15 protein-coding genes and 1 pseudogene are annotated in these 15296 nt (G+C 72.3%); 7 read left to right on the plus strand and 9 right to left on the minus strand.

From position 1 onward, the window contains the following. Positions 1-18 precede the first annotated feature (18 nt). Complete coding sequence (locus MUY22_RS37390) at positions 19-915, plus strand: TIGR03620 family F420-dependent LLM class oxidoreductase (RefSeq protein ID WP_247051896.1); 897 nt, start codon at positions 19-21, stop codon at positions 913-915. Here MUY22_RS37390 and MUY22_RS37395 read toward each other — a convergent pair. Further along, positions 892-1751, minus strand: a pseudogene (locus MUY22_RS37395) (DUF3626 domain-containing protein). The gene MUY22_RS37390 and the pseudogene MUY22_RS37395 overlap by 24 nt on opposite strands. Positions 1752-1848: 97 nt before the next feature. Here MUY22_RS37395 and MUY22_RS37400 point away from each other — a divergent pair. Further along, positions 1849-2775 (plus strand): DMT family transporter, encoded by a 927-nt coding sequence (locus MUY22_RS37400; protein ID WP_247051897.1) that lies wholly within the window; start codon positions 1849-1851, stop codon positions 2773-2775. A gap of 58 nt (positions 2776-2833) precedes the next feature. Here MUY22_RS37400 and arc read toward each other — a convergent pair whose 3' ends face one another. After that, a complete protein-coding gene (gene arc / locus MUY22_RS37405) occupies positions 2834-4636 on the minus strand; it encodes a proteasome ATPase (protein WP_247051898.1) in 1803 nt (600 codons plus the stop codon). Positions 4637-4997: 361 nt separating this feature from the next. Between arc and MUY22_RS37410 the strand changes: the two genes are divergently transcribed. Together MUY22_RS37410 and MUY22_RS37415 are read left to right on the plus strand one after the other, a co-directional pair. Continuing rightward, positions 4998-5867, plus strand: a complete 870-nt coding sequence (locus tag MUY22_RS37410; protein ID WP_247051899.1) for a hypothetical protein — start codon at positions 4998-5000, stop codon at positions 5865-5867. 13 nt (positions 5868-5880) lie between these two features. Continuing rightward, a complete protein-coding gene (locus MUY22_RS37415) occupies positions 5881-6330 on the plus strand; it encodes a hypothetical protein (protein ID WP_247051900.1) in 450 nt (149 codons plus the stop codon). 1 nt (position 6331) lies between these two features. Here MUY22_RS37415 and MUY22_RS37420 read toward each other — a convergent pair whose 3' ends face one another. Both MUY22_RS37420 and MUY22_RS37425 read right to left on the minus strand, forming a co-directional pair. After that, the gene (locus tag MUY22_RS37420; protein WP_247051901.1) at positions 6332-7162 is read right to left on the minus strand and encodes a tRNA (adenine-N1)-methyltransferase; all 831 of its coding nucleotides are present in this window, start codon (positions 7160-7162) and stop codon (positions 6332-6334) included. Between the two features lie 77 nt (positions 7163-7239). Beyond that, positions 7240-8394 carry a site-2 protease family protein gene (locus tag MUY22_RS37425; RefSeq protein WP_247051902.1) on the minus strand — a complete coding sequence of 385 codons (1155 nt, stop codon included), beginning with the start codon at positions 8392-8394 and terminating at the stop codon, positions 7240-7242. A gap of 202 nt (positions 8395-8596) precedes the next feature. On the opposite strand from MUY22_RS37425, the gene MUY22_RS37430 reads away from it, so the two are divergent. From MUY22_RS37430 to MUY22_RS37440, 3 genes are all read left to right on the plus strand, one after another. Beyond that, on the plus strand, positions 8597-9514 hold the full coding sequence (locus tag MUY22_RS37430) for a RecB family exonuclease (protein ID WP_247051903.1): 918 nt from the start codon (positions 8597-8599) through the stop codon (positions 9512-9514). Further along, positions 9514-10305, plus strand: coding sequence for a thioesterase family protein (locus MUY22_RS37435; RefSeq protein ID WP_247051904.1), 792 nt, complete (start codon positions 9514-9516; stop codon positions 10303-10305). Before MUY22_RS37430 ends, MUY22_RS37435 begins: the two co-directional genes overlap by 1 nt. A 64-nt stretch (positions 10306-10369) precedes the next feature. Next, positions 10370-11305: a ParA family protein gene (locus tag MUY22_RS37440; RefSeq protein WP_247051905.1), complete on the plus strand. Its 936-nt coding sequence runs from the start codon at positions 10370-10372 to the stop codon at positions 11303-11305. A gap of 60 nt (positions 11306-11365) precedes the next feature. Here the strand turns inward: MUY22_RS37440 and hisG are convergent, their stop codons facing one another. The 5 genes from hisG to MUY22_RS37465 all read right to left on the minus strand — a co-directional run bounded on the left by hisG (position 11366) and on the right by MUY22_RS37465 (position 15294). Beyond that, entirely contained in the window at positions 11366-12211 is an 846-nt protein-coding gene (hisG, locus tag MUY22_RS37445) for an ATP phosphoribosyltransferase (protein WP_247051906.1), read from the minus strand. Between the two features lie 35 nt (positions 12212-12246). Further along, entirely contained in the window at positions 12247-12510 is a 264-nt protein-coding gene (locus MUY22_RS37450) for a phosphoribosyl-ATP diphosphatase (protein WP_247051907.1), read from the minus strand. A 113-nt stretch (positions 12511-12623) separates the two neighbouring features. Then, complete coding sequence (locus tag MUY22_RS37455; RefSeq protein WP_247051908.1) at positions 12624-13115, minus strand: methylated-DNA--[protein]-cysteine S-methyltransferase; 492 nt, start codon at positions 13113-13115, stop codon at positions 12624-12626. A 21-nt stretch (positions 13116-13136) separates the two neighbouring features. Then, a complete protein-coding gene (locus MUY22_RS37460) occupies positions 13137-14603 on the minus strand; it encodes an AlkA N-terminal domain-containing protein (RefSeq protein ID WP_247051909.1) in 1467 nt (488 codons plus the stop codon). A gap of 58 nt (positions 14604-14661) precedes the next feature. Next, entirely contained in the window at positions 14662-15294 is a 633-nt protein-coding gene (locus MUY22_RS37465) for an HAD family phosphatase (RefSeq protein WP_247064304.1), read from the minus strand. Positions 15295-15296: the final 2 nt, after the last annotated feature.

Consider the following 15296-nt stretch of genomic DNA (forward strand, 5'->3'; position numbering starts at 1 on the left):
TCTGCGATACTTCGATGCATGAGCGCGATCGACAACATGCCACTGGGCCGCTACGGGATCTGGACGTTCGACTTCGAAGACCAGCCGGCGAGCCTGGCCCGCGACACCGCGCAGGAGCTGGAAGACCTCGGCTGGCGGGCGGTCTGGATCCCCGAGCGCGACGGCCGGGAAGCCCTCACCCACGCCGGTTTCCTGCTCGCCTCGACCCGGCGCCTGGCCGTCGTCAACGGGATCGCCCAGATCTGGTCCCGCGAGCCGCGGTGGACGCGCGGCGCGGCCCTGCTGCTGGCCGACGCCTACCCTGACCGCCACCTGCTCGGCCTCGGCTTCGGCGCCGGGCGCCCCGGCACGACCAGCCCGCTGCGGGCGATGAACGACTACCTCGACGCCATCGATACGGCCACGAACACCAATCCCGCGCCCGCCGCGCCGATGCGGCGCGTCCTGGCCGCGTACGGCCCGAAGATGCTCGAACTGGCCCGCGACCGCTCGGCCGGCGCGCACACCTACCACGTGACGCCGCGGCACACGGCGCAGGCGCGCGAGATCCTGGGCGAGCGCCCGTTCCTCGGCGTCGAGCACGCCGTCCTCTTCGAGACCGATCCGGCCCGGGCGCGCGAGATCGCCCGGGAGCACCTGCACCCGTACCTGACGCAGCGGTACAACGTGGCCAAGTTCCTGCGGCTCGGCTACACCGAAGCCGACATCGACGGCGGTCGCGGCAGTGACCGGATCGTCGACGACCTGGTGTTCTGGGGCGACCTCGACACGATCGCCGGCCGGCTCGAGGAGCACCTCGACGCGGGCGCCGACCACGTCGGCGTCCAGGTCGTCGGGATCGAGCCCGGGCAGTCCGCGCTGCCGCACTGGCGGCGGCTGGCCGAGGCGCTGCTACCCGTCGGCGTCGTCGCGTAGCCCGAACCGCGCGGTGCAGTGCCAGACGCGCTTGAGGGTCTGCGGATCGTGCGTGCCGGCGCGGACGGCGTCGCCGACGACGCGGGCGTCGAGCCACCCGTCCTCGGCGATCTGCTCGCCGGCCCGCACGACGTCCTCGCCGCGGAAGTCCGCGTGCTCGGCGAGCACCGCGACGGACAGCCGGAAGCCGTGGTGCCACGACGCTGGGAACGGCAGCGCGGCGGCGGCCGCCTCGACGTCGGTCCCCCGGAACGCCGGGTCCAGCACCAGGGCCGCGACGTCGGTGTCCAGCCGGAGCGGGCCGTGCACGTGGGCCTCGACGTAGTCGTCGAGGACGTCCACCTCGGCCGCTTCGGCGAGCGGCACCAGCGGCAGGTGCTCGGCTGTGCCGAAGTCGGCTGGCTCGCGGAAGCTGTCCGGGTAGCAGAAGGTCGTCCGCCGCAGCACTTCCCGCTTCAGGCGCAGGTGGGCCGAGCCGAGCCGAACCGGACCGAGCCGCCGGCCGGGCGGCGGCGGTGGTTGAGCGCGCCGTACTTGGGCCGCCCCGACGGCGGCCCGTCGTCGTAGGCGCCGCCGAAGATCCGGTGCTCCCAGCGCCACCGGTCACCACCCGGGTGGGCGGTCAAGCCGCCGTTGCTCGTGCCGGTCTCGAACTGCGAGCGGTAGACGCCGTCGGCGGCCAGGTACCGCAGCAGCGGCACCCCGCCCACCAGCCGGTCCGGGTGGAAGTGCACGGTGACGTCCAGATCCGCGGCGAGCGGCGGCCCCGACACCAGGCCGGCGACGTGCGCGAGCGCCCGCGTCCACGGCGGTTCTTCGCGGTTCTGGGCCCCCATGGGCTTGATCCTACCCCGGCAGTATAGGTCGTTATACACACGACGACGTCCGAAAATCGCTGGCTCCGGCGGTGGTCGCCCGGCTTGACTGCGCGGCATGGGTTTCGGGGTCACGGTGCGGTTCGGCTTGCTCGCGGCCGTGTGGGGTGCGAGCTTCCTGTTCATCAAGGTGGGCCTCGACGGCCTGTCCCCCGCGCAGGTCGCGCTGGCCCGGGTCTCGCTGGGCGCACTGGCGCTCGCCGCAGTGCTGCTGGTCCGCCGGCGGGCGCTCCCCCGCGATCTCGCGCTGTGGGGCCACCTCGTCGTCGTGTCGGTGCTGCTGTGCGTGGTGCCGTTCCTGCTGTTCTCGTGGGCGGAGCAGTACATTTCGTCCGGTTTGGCGAGCATCTTCAACGCGACGACGCCGTTGATCACGATGCTGCTGGCCGCGGCGGCGCTGCCCGAGGAGCGGTTCACGCCGCCGCGGGTGCTCGGGCTGCTGCTCGGGTTCCTGGGCGTGCTCACGATCGTCGGGGTGTGGCACGGCGTCGACGTGTCGCACCAGCTGACCGCGCAGCTCGCCTGTCTCGGCGCCACCACGTGTTACGGCGCGTGTTTCGTCTACATGCGCCGGTTTGTCTCGCCGCGCGGGGCGGACCCGGTCGTCGTCGCGGCCGGGCAGACGGCGTCGGCGACGGTCATCCTCGGACTGCTGGCGCCGGCGATCGCGGTGACGCCGATCCACCCGACACTGCCGGTCGTGCTGAGCATGGTGGCGCTCGGCGTCTTCGGCACGGGATTGGCTTATGTCTGGAACGTCCGGATCATCGCGGCCTGGGGCGCAGCGAACGCGTCGTCGGTGACCTACCTCACACCGATCGTCGGAGTACTGCTGGGCGTGGCGGTGCTCGACGAACCGGTGAGCTGGAACCAGCCCGCCGGCGCGATCCTGGTGGTGCTGGGCATTCTCGCCGCGCACGGCCGGCTGCGCGTCCGCCGCACGGCCGGGTCGCCGGCGCCCGAAGCGGAGCTGGCCCGGGACTGACCCCGGACACGCCGGTGGGGCGGCCGCCGCGGCGACCGCCCCACCGGGTGTTCGTTCCCTACAGGTACTGACCGGTGTTCGTGGCGGTGTCGATCGCCCGCCCCGAGTCCGTGTTCTTCCCGGTGACGAGCGTGCGGATGTACACGATCCGCTCGCCCTTCTTGCCGGAGATCCGGGCCCAGTCGTCCGGGTTGGTGGTGTTCGGCAGGTCCTCGTTCTCCGCGAACTCGTCGACGATCGCGTCCAGCAGGTGCTGCACGCGCAGGCCGGGCTGGTTGGTCTCCAGCACGGACTTGATCGCCGACTTCTTCGCCCGGTCCACGATGTTCTGGATCATCGCGCCCGAGTTGAAGTCACGGAAGTACAGGACTTCCTTGTCCCCGTTGGCGTAGGTCACCTCGAGGAACCGGTTCTCGTCGCTCTCCTCGTACATCCGCTCGACGGTGTGCTGGATCATCGCGTCGAACGTCGCCTTGGCGTCGCCGCCGAACTCGGCGAGGTCGTCCGCGTGGATCGGCAGGCCTTCGGCCAGGTACTTGGAGAAGATGTCCTTCGCGCCTTCGGCGTCCGGACGCTCGATCTTGATCTTGACGTCGAGCCGGCCCGGCCGCAGGATCGCCGGGTCGATCATGTCCTCACGGTTCGAGGCACCGATGACGATGACGTTTTCCAAGCCTTCGACACCGTCGATCTCGGAGAGCAGCTGCGGGACGATCGTGGTCTCCACATCGGACGAAACGCCCGATCCACGGGTCCGGAAGATCGAGTCCATCTCGTCGAAGAACACGATCACCGGGGTGCCCTCGGAGGCCTTCTCCCGCGCCCGCTGGAAGATCAAGCGGATGTGCCGCTCGGTCTCCCCGACGAACTTGTTGAGCAGCTCGGGACCCTTGATGTTCAGGAAGTAGGACTTCCCGTCCTCGTTGTCGCCCCGCGCCGCCGCCACCTTCTTGGCCAGCGAGTTCGCGACCGCCTTGGCGATGAGCGTCTTGCCGCAGCCCGGCGGGCCGTAGAGCAGGACGCCCTTCGGCGGGCGCAGCTGGTACTCCTGGTAGAGGTCGGCGTGCAGGAACGGCAGTTCGACCGCGTCCCTGATCTGCTCGATCTGCCGGGTGAGGCCACCGATGTCCTCGTAGCGGACGTCGGGCACCTCCTCCAGCACCAGGTCTTCGACTTCCGCCTTCGGCACGCGCTCGTACGCGTAACCGGCCTTGGAGTCGACCAGGAGCGAGTCGCCGGGCTTCAGCGGCTGCTCCGCCAGCAGATCGGAGAGCAGGACAACCCGCTCTTCGTCCGCGTGCCCGACCACGAGCGCACGAGGGCTGGCGCCCTCGACGTCCGGTGCGAGCACCTCGCGCAACGCGCACACCTCGCCGGTGCGCTCGAAGTCGCCGCCCTCGACCACGGTCAGGGCTTCGTTGAGGCGCAGCGCCTGGCCGCGTCGCAACGACGAGATCTCCACCGCGGGCGAAACCGACACCCGCATCTTCCGGCCGGCCGTGAACACGTCCACCGTGTTGTCCTCGTACGACGTGACGAACACGCCGTACCCGGACGGTGGCTGGGCCAGCCGGTCGACCTCTTCACGGAGAGCGAGGAGCTGTCCTCGCGCTTCGCGCAGGGTTTCGACCAGTTTGGTGTTCCGCTCGGTGAGCTGGCTCACCCTTTCCGACGCCTCGGCGAGCCGCTGTTCGAGAACGCGGTTCTGCCTCGGCGAGTCGGTCAGCTTGCGGCGCAGCAGCGCCACTTCCTCTTCGAGAAAGCGGATCTGCCTTGCCTGCTCGTCCGCCGTCGTCCCAGCTCCGGATGTTGCTGAAGGGTCGGCCTCCTCGCGCCGACCTCCGGGAAGGTCATGATGCATCGGGCACCTCCTCGGAGTGCTTTTCATTCCACGGTACCGGCGATCACCGACAAGAAAAGGCCTTTCCGCATCACAAGATCGGCGCGTCGCGGTTTCTTCACCTGGTCCAGCACGGACATTCCTGCAGCACAAGGGGCCATTTGTGTGCCGTGACACGGGGTCGGAACGAGGTCTTCCGGAGCTGGACGAACCAAGCACGCAGGGAGTACCCCGTCCCCGGGACGCCCAACCGTGCCGAAGCCGGGCATTTCCGGCCAGTTGCGCCCTAACCGCGCGGCGAGCACGCGCGGTGACTAGCATCGGGCCGACGCGGCCACCGGATGGCCGAATCTCGTCGTGGGAACGCTAGGGGGCATCACACATGACCTACCCGCCGCAGCAACCGGGCGGCTACGGCCAGCAGCCCGGCGGCTACGGGCAGCAGCCCGGGCCCTACGGTCAGCAGCCGGGCGGCTACCCCCAGAGCGGACCCCAGTCCCAGCCGGGCTACGGCGGCACGCAGCAGTTCGGCCAGCCGGATCCCTACGGCCAGCAGCCGCAGCAGGGCGGTTACCCGCCGCAGCCGGGCGCTCAGCCCCCGTACGGCGGGCAGCAGGACCAGTGGGGCCAGCAGCAGCCGGGCGGGTACGACCCGAACCAGCAGAACTACGGCGGCTACGACCCGTACGGCGGCGGCGGTGGCGGCTTCGGTGACGGGCCGCCGCCCAAGAAGAAGAAAACCGGGCTCATCATCGGCATCGCCGTGGGCGCGGTCATCGTCGTCGGCGGTGGCGTGACGGCGCTGGTGCTGGCCCTCAACGGGGACGACAGCACCACGGCCGCGCCGCCGGCGAGCAGCAGCTCCCCGGCGCCGACGTCGGCGCCGAAGACCACCCCGAAGAAGAGCACCACGCCGAGCAGCCCGTCGACGAAGACCACGAAGCCGGTCGGCGGCCCCGCTCCCGGCGGCAAGCCCAGCTCGCAGGAGCTGTTCGCCTCGACGATCGACGCGTACAACGCGGGTGACGAGAAGGCGCTCGGCGACGTCATCTGCCGCAGCGTCTACGAAGGCACGACCGGCCAGATCCCCAAGGTGACGGTGAAGCTCACCGAAGACCCGAAGGACGTCGGCGACAAGTCCACGGTCCGCTACTCGGCCACCGACGGCGCGGCGACCAAGGTCGGCACGATGTCGGCGGCCAAGGAGTCCGGTCTCTGGTGCCTGTCCAACGTCAAGGCGGACGGCTCGTGAGGCCGCGCCGGCGGTGAACCGCGCGCTCACCGCCGGGCTCGTCCTGGCCGGCGTGGCGGTCGTGGGTGTCGTGCTGGGACTGCTGCTCGTGGCACCGTCCGGCAGCACGCCCCCGCCGTCGGCCACGCCGCCAGCGCCGGCCCGCACGTCCACGGCCCCGCCCCCGGACGCCGTCGACGCGGCGGCGGTGAAGGTGCTGGCCGACGCGATCGTCGCCGCGATCTCCCGGCACGACTCGGCGGCGTTCGGCGAGCTCACCTGCCGCCCGCAGACCACCGAGGCCCTGGCCGGGCTGCAGCGGACGTGGGACGCGGCGGGCGAGGTGAAGGCGAGCCTGCCGAAGCCCCCGGAACTGCGCGGCGAGTCGGCGACGGCGGTGGTGCACGTCGAGGCCGCGGGCGGCACGAAGGACACCCCGTTCCCGCTGCACAAGGAGAGCGGGAAGTGGTGCGTGCCGGGCTAGCTCAGCCCTTGCCCTTGGCCGGGCGCCGCGACACGCGCGGGGAGACCGTGCCGTCCGCCAGCCGGCGCGCCGTCAGCAGGAACGCCGTGTGCGCCACCATGCGGTGGTCGGGGCGGACCGCCAGGCTGACCACGTGCCACGGCCGCATCAGCGTCTCCCACGACTCCGGCTCGGTCCAGCACTGCTGCTCGCGCAACGACTCCGTGACGCGCGAAAGCTGCGTGACCGTCGCGACGTAGACCGTCAGCACGCCGCCGGGGACGAGGTGCGCGGCGACGTTCGGGAGCTGGTCCCACGGGGCCAGCATGTCCAGCACGACCCGGTCGACCTCGCCCTCGTGCGTGGCCAGGTCCGCGACCGTCAGCGTCCAGTTCGCCGGCTTCTCGCCGAAGAACTTCACGACGTTGTGCTCGGCGTGCACCGCGTGGTCGTCGCGGATCTCGTACGAGCTCACCTGCCCGGCCGGGCCGACCGCGCGCAGCAGCGAGCACGTCAGCGCGCCGGAACCGGCGCCCGCCTCGAGCACCCGCGCGCCCGGGAAGATGTCGCCCCACATGACGATCTGGGCGGCGTCCTTCGGGTAGATCACCTGCGCGCCGCGGGGCATCGAGAGCACGTAGTCCGGCAGCAGCGGGCGCAGCGCCAGGTACGTCGAGCCGCCCACCGAGGTCACGACCGAGCCTTCGGGACGGCCGATGAGGTCGTCGTGGGCGAGGCCGCCGCGGTGGGTGTGGTACTCACCGCCGTCGGCCAGCGTCAGGGTGTAGTGCCGCCCCTTCGAGTCGGTCAACTGCACCCGATCACCCGCACGAAACGGTCCGCTGACCGACAACACTTCCTCCAGTACCCCGAATGGCCTCTTGCCGTTTGACCGACGACAGATCTTCGCAGGCCGCCCGGGCCGCGGGGTCAGCGGGTACGGCGGTGCAGCGCGGCGCGCAGGTCGTCCCGGCGCAGCACGCCCGCCGGCCGGCCTTCGTCGTCGACGACGAGGAACTGCCACGCCGGGGTCTCGCGGACCCGCTCGACGATCTCCTCCCCCGGCTCGGAGGCCAGCAGGACGGTCTCGGCGCGGATCGGCTCGGCCGCCAGCTCGGCCGGCGCGTGCGGCGACGTGCTCGCCAGCCGCTCCGCCGCGCCCTCGTCCAGCAGCCCGGCCGCGACGCCGTCCGCGCGGACCAGCACTACGCCCCGGCCCGCCGACGCGGCCAGCGCGTCCGACACCGGGCTCTCCGCCGGCAGCTGCAGCACGGGCCGGACCAGCTCGCCCAGCACCAAGCCCTCGGGCCAGCCGCGCCGCCGTTCGGCGGCCAGCTCGGACCGCGCGCCGAGGACGACGAACCACGCCGTGACGACGCAGACACCCAGGCGCAGCCAGCGGTCGGGGCTCGCCGTCGCGAGGCCCCACAGGGCCCACACGAGCAGTCCCGCCGCCACGACCGCGCCGCCGCCCACCGCGGCGCGGGTGCCCTTGGCGCGGATGCCGGTGGCCGCCCAGACGCCGGCGCGGACCAGCCGCCCGCCGTCGAGCGGGAGACCGGGCAGGAGGTTGAAGACGCCGACGGCGAGGTTCGCCACGGAGCATTCGGCGATCAGCAACCAGACCGCGCCGCCCGGCGGCACGGCGAACATCAGCAGCCCGCAGAACCCGCCCAGCACCAGCGACACCGCCGGGCCGGCCGCGGCCACCAGGCCTTCGTCGCTCGGCCGTTTCGGGGTGCGGGCGACCTCGGACAGGCCGCCGAGGAGGAACAGCCGCAGGCGCCGCACCGGGATGCCCAATCTCAGCGCGACGAGGCAGTGGCCGAGCTCGTGGGCGAGCACCGACAACCCCAGCAGCAACGCGAACGCCGCGGCCAGCAGCCACGACATCAGCGTGGAGACGTCCGGGAGCAGCCGCTCGACCAGCGGCGCGTACAGGACGACGACGATCAGCGAGCCGATCCACCAGGACGGCGCCAGCAGCACCGGGACACCGGCGACGCGGAACAGCACGAGGCCGCCGCCGTCGCCGAGGACGGCCTGCCGGGAGCCCCCGGTGCCCTGCTCACTGGTCGCGGCCATGCCGCAGAGCCTAGAGCCCCCGGTGTCAGGAGCGGGTGATCCGGCCCCGCCCGCGACCGGGTCGTGTCACCCCCACCCGACCGCCGGCCCGACCCGCCAGGCACGCGAACCGACCGTCCGGGCACGCGAGTTCGCCGCACGGGTACCGGTGCCGGGCGTTGCGGTCGCCGGAACTGTCGGACCCCGGCGTTACGCTCTGCCCATGCCCGACGCCGACACTGTCACCACGGACCCGCTCACCCCCATGGACGCCGCGGACTCCGCCGTCGCCACGCGGGTGCGGCGGCGGCCCGCGTTGTCGCCGTCCCGGGCCAGTGACTTCAAGCAGTGCCCGCTGCTCTACCGGTTCCGCGCGGTCGACCGGCTGCCGGAGGTCCCGACGAAGGCCCAGCTGCGCGGCACGCTCGTCCACTCGGTACTGGAACGGCTCTTCGCGCTGCCCGCCGGCGAACGGGTGCCGCCGAAGGCCCGCGAACTGCTGGGCCCGGCGTGGACCGAGCTGTCCGAGGACCGTCCGGAGTGGACCGAGCTGTTCGACGCCGCGAAGCCGGACGACCACGCCGACTGGCTGCGGTCGGCCGAGAAGCTCCTGGACGCCTACTTCGGCCTCGAAGACCCGCGGCGGCTCGAACCGGAGGCGTGCGAGCTGCACGTCGAGATCGAGCTCGGCTCGGGGGTGCTGCTGCGCGGCTACATCGACCGCGTCGACGTCGCTCCCACCGGCGAGATCCGGGTCGTCGACTACAAGACCGGGGCCGCGCCGCGGGAAATCGGCGAAGCCAAGGCGATGTTCCAGATGAAGTTCTACGCCGTGGTGCTGTGGCGGCTGCGCGGGATCGTGCCGCGCCAGCTGAAGCTGATGTACCTGACCGACGGCCAGTCGCTGGCCTACACCCCGGACGAGGCCGAGCTGATCCGCTTCGAGCGGACCCTGGAAGCCATCTGGCAGGCCATCCTCAAGGCGGGCAAGACCGGCGACTTCCGGCCGAACAAGAGCAAGCTGTGCAACTGGTGCGACCACCAGGCGCACTGCCCCGAGTACGGCGGCACCCCACCGGCGTACCCCGGCTGGCCGGAACCCGACGCCGGCGAAGAGACGCCGCTGGACCGGGCCGACTGATGGCCGACGCGTTCTACGTCCCCCACGGCGAGGGCCGGTTCACCGCGACCGCGCACACGGCCGGGCCGTGGACCCCGGACTCCCAGCACTTCGGGCCGCCGTCGGCGCTGCTGGTGCGGGCGCTCGAAAACGTCGAACCGCACCACCCCGCGGAGCTCGCGCGGGTGACCGTCGAGATCCTCGGCCCGGCGCCGGTGACCGAGCTGCTGGTGCGCGCCCGGGTGGAGCGGCCCGGCCGGTCGGTGGAGCTGCTGCAGGCCGAGCTGGCGACGAGCGAGCGGGTCGTCGCGCGCGCGTCGGCGTGGCGCATCGCGACGTCCGACACCGCGGCGGTGAGCACCGACGGCGGCCCGCTGCTGCCGGCGCCGGACACCGTGGCGGAGTCGGCCTGGCCGGAGGGCTGGAACGGCGGCTACCTCGACGCGCTGGAGTGGCGCGCGGTCCGCGGCGGCATGGACGTGCCCGGCTCGGCCGCGGTGTGGGCCCGCCAGCGCGTCCCGCTGGTCGACGGCGAGGAGCCGAGCGGGCTGCAGCGACTGTTCGCGGTCGCCGACTCCGGCAACGGCGTGTCCAACTACCTCGACCCGCGGCAGTGGTGGTTCATCAACTCCGAGCTCACCGTGCACCTGCGCCGGCCGCCTGCGGGCGAGTGGATCGGCCTCGACGCCGTCACGCTGGTCGGCAAGCACGGCGTCGGCACGGCGACGAGCATCCTGCACGACGGCGACGGTCCGGTGGCCACCGGCGCGCAGGCGCTGATGGTGCGTCCGCGACAGGCCGGGGGCGGATAGCCAACCACAACGGGCCCGCATCCAATAACCTTCGCGGAACGACCGACATGAGGAGCGCTCCGGCATGCAGATCACCTCGGTGGTCAACCAGAAGGGCGGGGTCGGCAAGACCTCGCTGAGCGTCGGCACCGCGGCGGCCTTGGCCGAGCGCGGCCGGCGGGTGCTGCTGGTCGACCTCGACCCGCAGGGCCACGCGACGACCGAGATGCTCGGCCTGGCCGAGGTCCGCGGGGACGCGCCGACCCTGGCGAAAGCCCTGGCCAAGAAGTGGAAGGGGCCGATCGAAGACCTCGTCGTGCCGCACCCGCGCAGCAACCTGGGCCGCGGCGGCGCGCTCGACGTCATCCCGACGTCGCCGGGGATGTTCGACCTGATCCGGCGGCTCGACTCGTTCCGCGTGCCCGGCTGGCAGCTGGCCCGGGTCATCCAGTTCGCCAACTACGACCACTGCATCATCGACTGCCCGCCGGCGCTCGACGTGCTGACGAACAACGCGCTGGCGGCGTCGCACGGGATACTGGTCCCGGTGCAGCCGGACAAGACGAGCATCCGCGCGCTGCGGCTGCTGGCGGACCAGGTGCGCTACGTCGAGCAGACCGTCGGCCGGCAGCCGCTGTCGTGGTTCGGGCTGGTGCCGAGCCTCTACCGGCGGCCGATCTCGCACTACGCCGCCGCGGCGCTGCAGGAGATGTACGAGTTCGGCATCCCGATGCTGTCGCACCTGCCGCTGGGCGTGGTGATGAACGAGGCCGCCGCCCACGGCGTCCCGGTGACGACCTACGCCCCGGAAACGCTGCAGGCGCTGTCGTTCCGCGAGATCGCGGGCACGCTCGACACCTACCTGGAGCAGAACTCGGCGCCCGCGGTGATCCCGGCCGACGAGGAGTTCGTCTTCGAGGACTTCATCTCCGAGGTCTCGGTGGCCCGCAACGCCAACGACAACGGCGCCCGCAAGGGCCTCTACGACCTGCTGCCGAAGAAGCCGCACCGCCCCCGCTGACCCCGTCGTGGGTGTTCAGGGCAGTTGGAACCGCCCTGAACACCCACGACCGGCAAGGACTCAGAGGCGGCAGGAGCGGATGTCCGAGGCCAGGATCGCCTTCGCGCCCACCTCGGCCAGTTCGTCCATGACGCGGTTGACGTCCTTGCGCGACACCATCGCGCGCACCGCCACCCAGTCGTCGTCGGCGAGCGGGGCCACCGTCGGCGACTCCAGGCCCGGCGTGATGGCGATGGCGCGCTCGACGAGCGTGCGCGGGCAGTCGTAGTCCAGCATCAGGTACTGCTGGGCGAACACGACCCCCCGCAGCCGCGCCGCGAGCTGGCTCTTCGCCTTGCTCCGCTCGGTGCCCTTGCGCTGCAGCAGCACGGCTTCCGACACGCAGATCGGATCGCCGAAGGCCACCAGGTTGTTCTGGCGCAGCGACCGGCCGGACTCGACGACGTCGGCGATCGCGTCCGCGACCCCGAGCTGGATCGAGATCTCGACCGCGCCGTCGAGGCGGATCACCTCGGCGGTGACGCCGTGACGGGCGAGGTCCTCGCGCACCAGCCGCGGGTACGACGTGGCGAGCCGCTTGCCCTGCAGATCGGCCGGCTTCCAGTCCTGGCCCACCGGGGCCGCGTAGCGGAACGTCGAGCCGCCGAAACCGAGGGCCTGGATCTCTTCGACCGGCGCGCCCGAGTCGAGCGCGAGGTCGCGGCCGGTGATGCCGAGGTCGAGGTCGCCGGAGCCGACGTAGATCGCGATGTCCTTGGGGCGCAGGAAGAAGAACTCGACCTCGTTGACCGTGTCGAGGATCGTCAGGTCGCGCTGCTCATGCCGCTTCCGGTAGCCCGCCTCGCCGAGCATCTCCGTCGCCGTGGCGGCGAGGGCTCCCTTGTTCGGCACGGCAACACGCAGCATTTCGCTTCTCTCCTCGTTCAGCGGTGGACCACCCGTCACAGGTAGCGGTAGACGTCCTCGGTCGACAGACCGCGGCCGAGCATCAGCACCTGCAGCCGGTACAGCAGCTGGGAGATCTCCTCGGCGAGCCGGTCGTCGGACTCGTGCTCGGCGGCGATCCACACCTCGCCGGCTTCCTCCAGCACCTTCTTGCCCTGGGCGTGCACTCCGGCGTCCAGGGCGGCGACGGTGCCGGACCCGTCGGGACGGGTACGCGCGCGCTCGGCAAGCTCCGCGAACAGCTCATCGAAGGTCTTCACGGTCTGCAGATCCTTCCACCCCGGCCGGGGTGACGCCGCCCCGGGCCGGTCCCGGTGCCGCCGACGTCACACCTTCGTGGACATCAGCTCCCGAGGGGTGGGAGCGACGCTGGTCAGAAACGGGCTTCGTGCTCCTGTTCGAAGTCCAGCAGGTAGCGCTTCCGTTCGAGGCCGCCGCCGTAGCCGGTCAGCGAACCACTCGCGCCGACGACGCGGTGGCACGGAACGATGATGCTGACCGGGTTCTTGCCGTTGGCCAGCCCGACCGCGCGCGACGCCGTGGGCTGCCCCAGCCGGTCGGCCAGCTCGCCGTAGGAAGTGGTGCTGCCGTAAGGGATCTCCCGCAGCGCGGCCCAGACCCGTTGCTGGAACGGCGTGCCCACGAAGGTCAGCGGCACCTCGAACTCGTGGCGCTGCCCGGCGAAGTACTCCTTCAGCTCGGTTTCGGCCCGCACGAAGATCTCCGCGCCCGGGCCGGGTTCGCCGAAGGTGAGCTCGTCCGGGCGATGGCGCTGCTGGACCATGTACAGCCCGCAGAGCGCGTCGCCCTGGGCGACGAGGGTGAGCGGGCCGCACGGGCTGTCCACCACCGTGTGGGAACGCATGATTCTCCTGTCGTGGGCGGGTCAGGCGGCGGGCATGCGGTTGATGGCGTGGTCGCCGGTGGCCCACAGGTGCTGGGTGGCGTACGCGCGCCACGGGCGCCACGCCGCCGACCGCGCGACGACGGCCGCCGGGCCGCCGAGGCCGAGGGTCTCCGCCGCGTACTTGATGCCGAGGTCGGTGGGCAGGAACGCGTCCGGGTCGCCGAGCGAGCGCATCGCGATGCTCTCGACGGTCCACGGCCCGAAGCCGGGCAACGCGTTCAGCGCGGCGCGGGTCCCGGCCCAGTCGCTGCCCGCGCCGAGGTCGAGGCCGCCGCCGGTCAGCGCCTCGACCAGGGCGAGCAGCGTGCGCCGGCGGCTGCGCGGCATGGCGAGCGTCTCCGGGTCCAGGTCGGCCAGCGCCTCGGGAGACGGGAACAGGTGCGTCAGGCCGCCTTCGGGGTCTTCGATCGGGGTGCCGTGCGCGACGACGAGCCGGGCGGCGTGGGTGCGCGCGGCGGCCGTCGACACCTGCTGGCCGAGCACCGCGCGGACGGCGAACTCGGCGCCGTCGACCGTGCGCGGGACGCGCCGGCCCGGCGCGGCCGCGACCAGCGGGGCCAGCAGCGGGTCGGTGGCGAGCTGGTCGTCGACGGCTTCCGGGTCCGCGTCGAGGTCGAGCAGACGGCGGCAGCGGCTGGTGGCGGCCGGGAGGTCGCGCAGGTCGGCGAGCGTCAGCCGGCAGGCGATGTGACCGTCCTCAGGACGCAGCGCGACGACGCCGTGCCCGCGCGGCAGCCGCAGCGTGCGGCGGTAGGCGCCGTCACGCCACTCCTCGACGCCCGGCACGCCGGTGGCCACCAGGTGCCCGAAGAGGTTGTCCGGGCACAGCGGCTTGCGGAAGGGCAGCCGCAGCTCGATCGCCCCGGCCGCGGCGCCCGGCTTGCCCTTGGCCCGGGTGCGCAGCTCGGTCGGCGAGAGGGCGAACACCTCGCGGACGGTGTCGTTGAACGTCCGGATGCTGCCGAACCCGGCGGCCAGGGCCAGCTCGGTCATCGGCAGCGTGGTCGTCTCGATGAGCGTCCGCGCGGTCTGCGCGCGCTGGGCCCGGGCCAGGGCCAGCGGCCCGGCGCCGAGTTCCGCCAAGACTTGGCGCTCGACCTGCCGGACGCTGTAGCCGAGGCGGTCGGCGAGGCCGCGGACGCCCTCGGTGTCGACGACGCCGTCGGCGATCAGCCGCATCGCCCGGGCGACGAGGTCCGCGCGCTCGTTCCACAGCGGCGAGCCCGGGCTGGCGTCCGGGCGGCAGCGCTTGCACGCCCGGAAGCCGGCCTGCTGGGCGGCCGCCGCGCTCGGGTAGAAGGTCATGTTCCGCGGTTTGGGCGGCACCACCGGGCAGCTGGGCCGGCAGTAGATCCGGGTCGTCACGACCGCCGTGAAGAACCACCCGTCGAACCGGGCGTCCTTCGCCTGCACGGCCCGCACGCACCGCTCGAAGTCTTCGTGCACGCCCCCAGCATCGCCGAGTCCGCGCGCCCCGGCTAGCGGAAAAGCGACATGGGGGTGCTCAGCCGAGCAGGGCCGTCAGCGCCCGCGCGTCGACGCCCACGAGCGTGTCGCGGAAGACGCGCCGCTCCCCCGGCTCGACGTCGACATCGTTCGGGATCACCAGCACCGTGCAGCCGGCGGCGACCGCCGACGCGGTGCCCGGCGGCGAGTCCTCGATCGCGACGCAGCGCCCGGGCGCGACGCCGAGCAGCTCGGCGGCCTTGAGGTACGGGCGCGGGTGCGGCTTGTTGAACCCCTCGACCTCGTCGCCGCACACGGAGACGTCGAAGAACTCGCGGCCGATGGTGTTCAGCGCCAGCTCGGTCAGGTCACGCTCGGTGGAGGTGACCAGGGCCGAGCGCAGGCCCGCCGCGCGCACGGCGGCCAGCACTTCGCGGGCCCCGGGGCGCCACGGCAGCGCGTCGTCGAACAGCCCGGCCGTGCGGCGCCGGATCAGCACGCCCGCTTCGACGATCGCCTCCGGCGTGACCTCACGGCCGGCGACCTCGAGCAGGCAGGCGGCCGTGTCGTCCATGTTGGACCCGACGAGCGTCATCCGCGTCTCTTCGGAGAGCTTGCCGCCCAGGGCTTCCGCCGTCTCGTACAACGCGACGTCCCACAGTTTCTCGGAATCGACCAGTGTTCCGTCCATGT

This window comes from Amycolatopsis sp. WQ 127309 (assembly GCF_023023025.1).
In the GTDB taxonomy this organism is placed as follows: domain Bacteria; phylum Actinomycetota; class Actinomycetes; order Mycobacteriales; family Pseudonocardiaceae; genus Amycolatopsis.

Coding starts and splice junctions, on each gene's coding strand:
- MUY22_RS37430 (WP_247051903.1), top strand. CDS start 8,597: ATGCCCGACGCCGACACTGTCACCACGGACCCGCTCACCCCCATGGAC.
- MUY22_RS37425 (WP_247051902.1), bottom strand. CDS start 8,394: ATGGCCGCGACCAGTGAGCAGGGCACCGGGGGCTCCCGGCAGGCCGTC.
- MUY22_RS37400 (WP_247051897.1), top strand. CDS start 1,849: ATGGGTTTCGGGGTCACGGTGCGGTTCGGCTTGCTCGCGGCCGTGTGG.
- arc (WP_247051898.1), bottom strand. CDS start 4,636: ATGCATCATGACCTTCCCGGAGGTCGGCGCGAGGAGGCCGACCCTTCA.
- MUY22_RS37465 (WP_247064304.1), bottom strand. CDS start 15,294: ATGGACGGAACACTGGTCGATTCCGAGAAACTGTGGGACGTCGCGTTG.
- MUY22_RS37390 (WP_247051896.1), top strand. CDS start 19: ATGAGCGCGATCGACAACATGCCACTGGGCCGCTACGGGATCTGGACG.
- MUY22_RS37410 (WP_247051899.1), top strand. CDS start 4,998: ATGACCTACCCGCCGCAGCAACCGGGCGGCTACGGCCAGCAGCCCGGC.
- MUY22_RS37435 (WP_247051904.1), top strand. CDS start 9,514: ATGGCCGACGCGTTCTACGTCCCCCACGGCGAGGGCCGGTTCACCGCG.
- hisG (WP_247051906.1), bottom strand. CDS start 12,211: ATGCTGCGTGTTGCCGTGCCGAACAAGGGAGCCCTCGCCGCCACGGCG.
- MUY22_RS37440 (WP_247051905.1), top strand. CDS start 10,370: ATGCAGATCACCTCGGTGGTCAACCAGAAGGGCGGGGTCGGCAAGACC.
- MUY22_RS37455 (WP_247051908.1), bottom strand. CDS start 13,115: ATGCGTTCCCACACGGTGGTGGACAGCCCGTGCGGCCCGCTCACCCTC.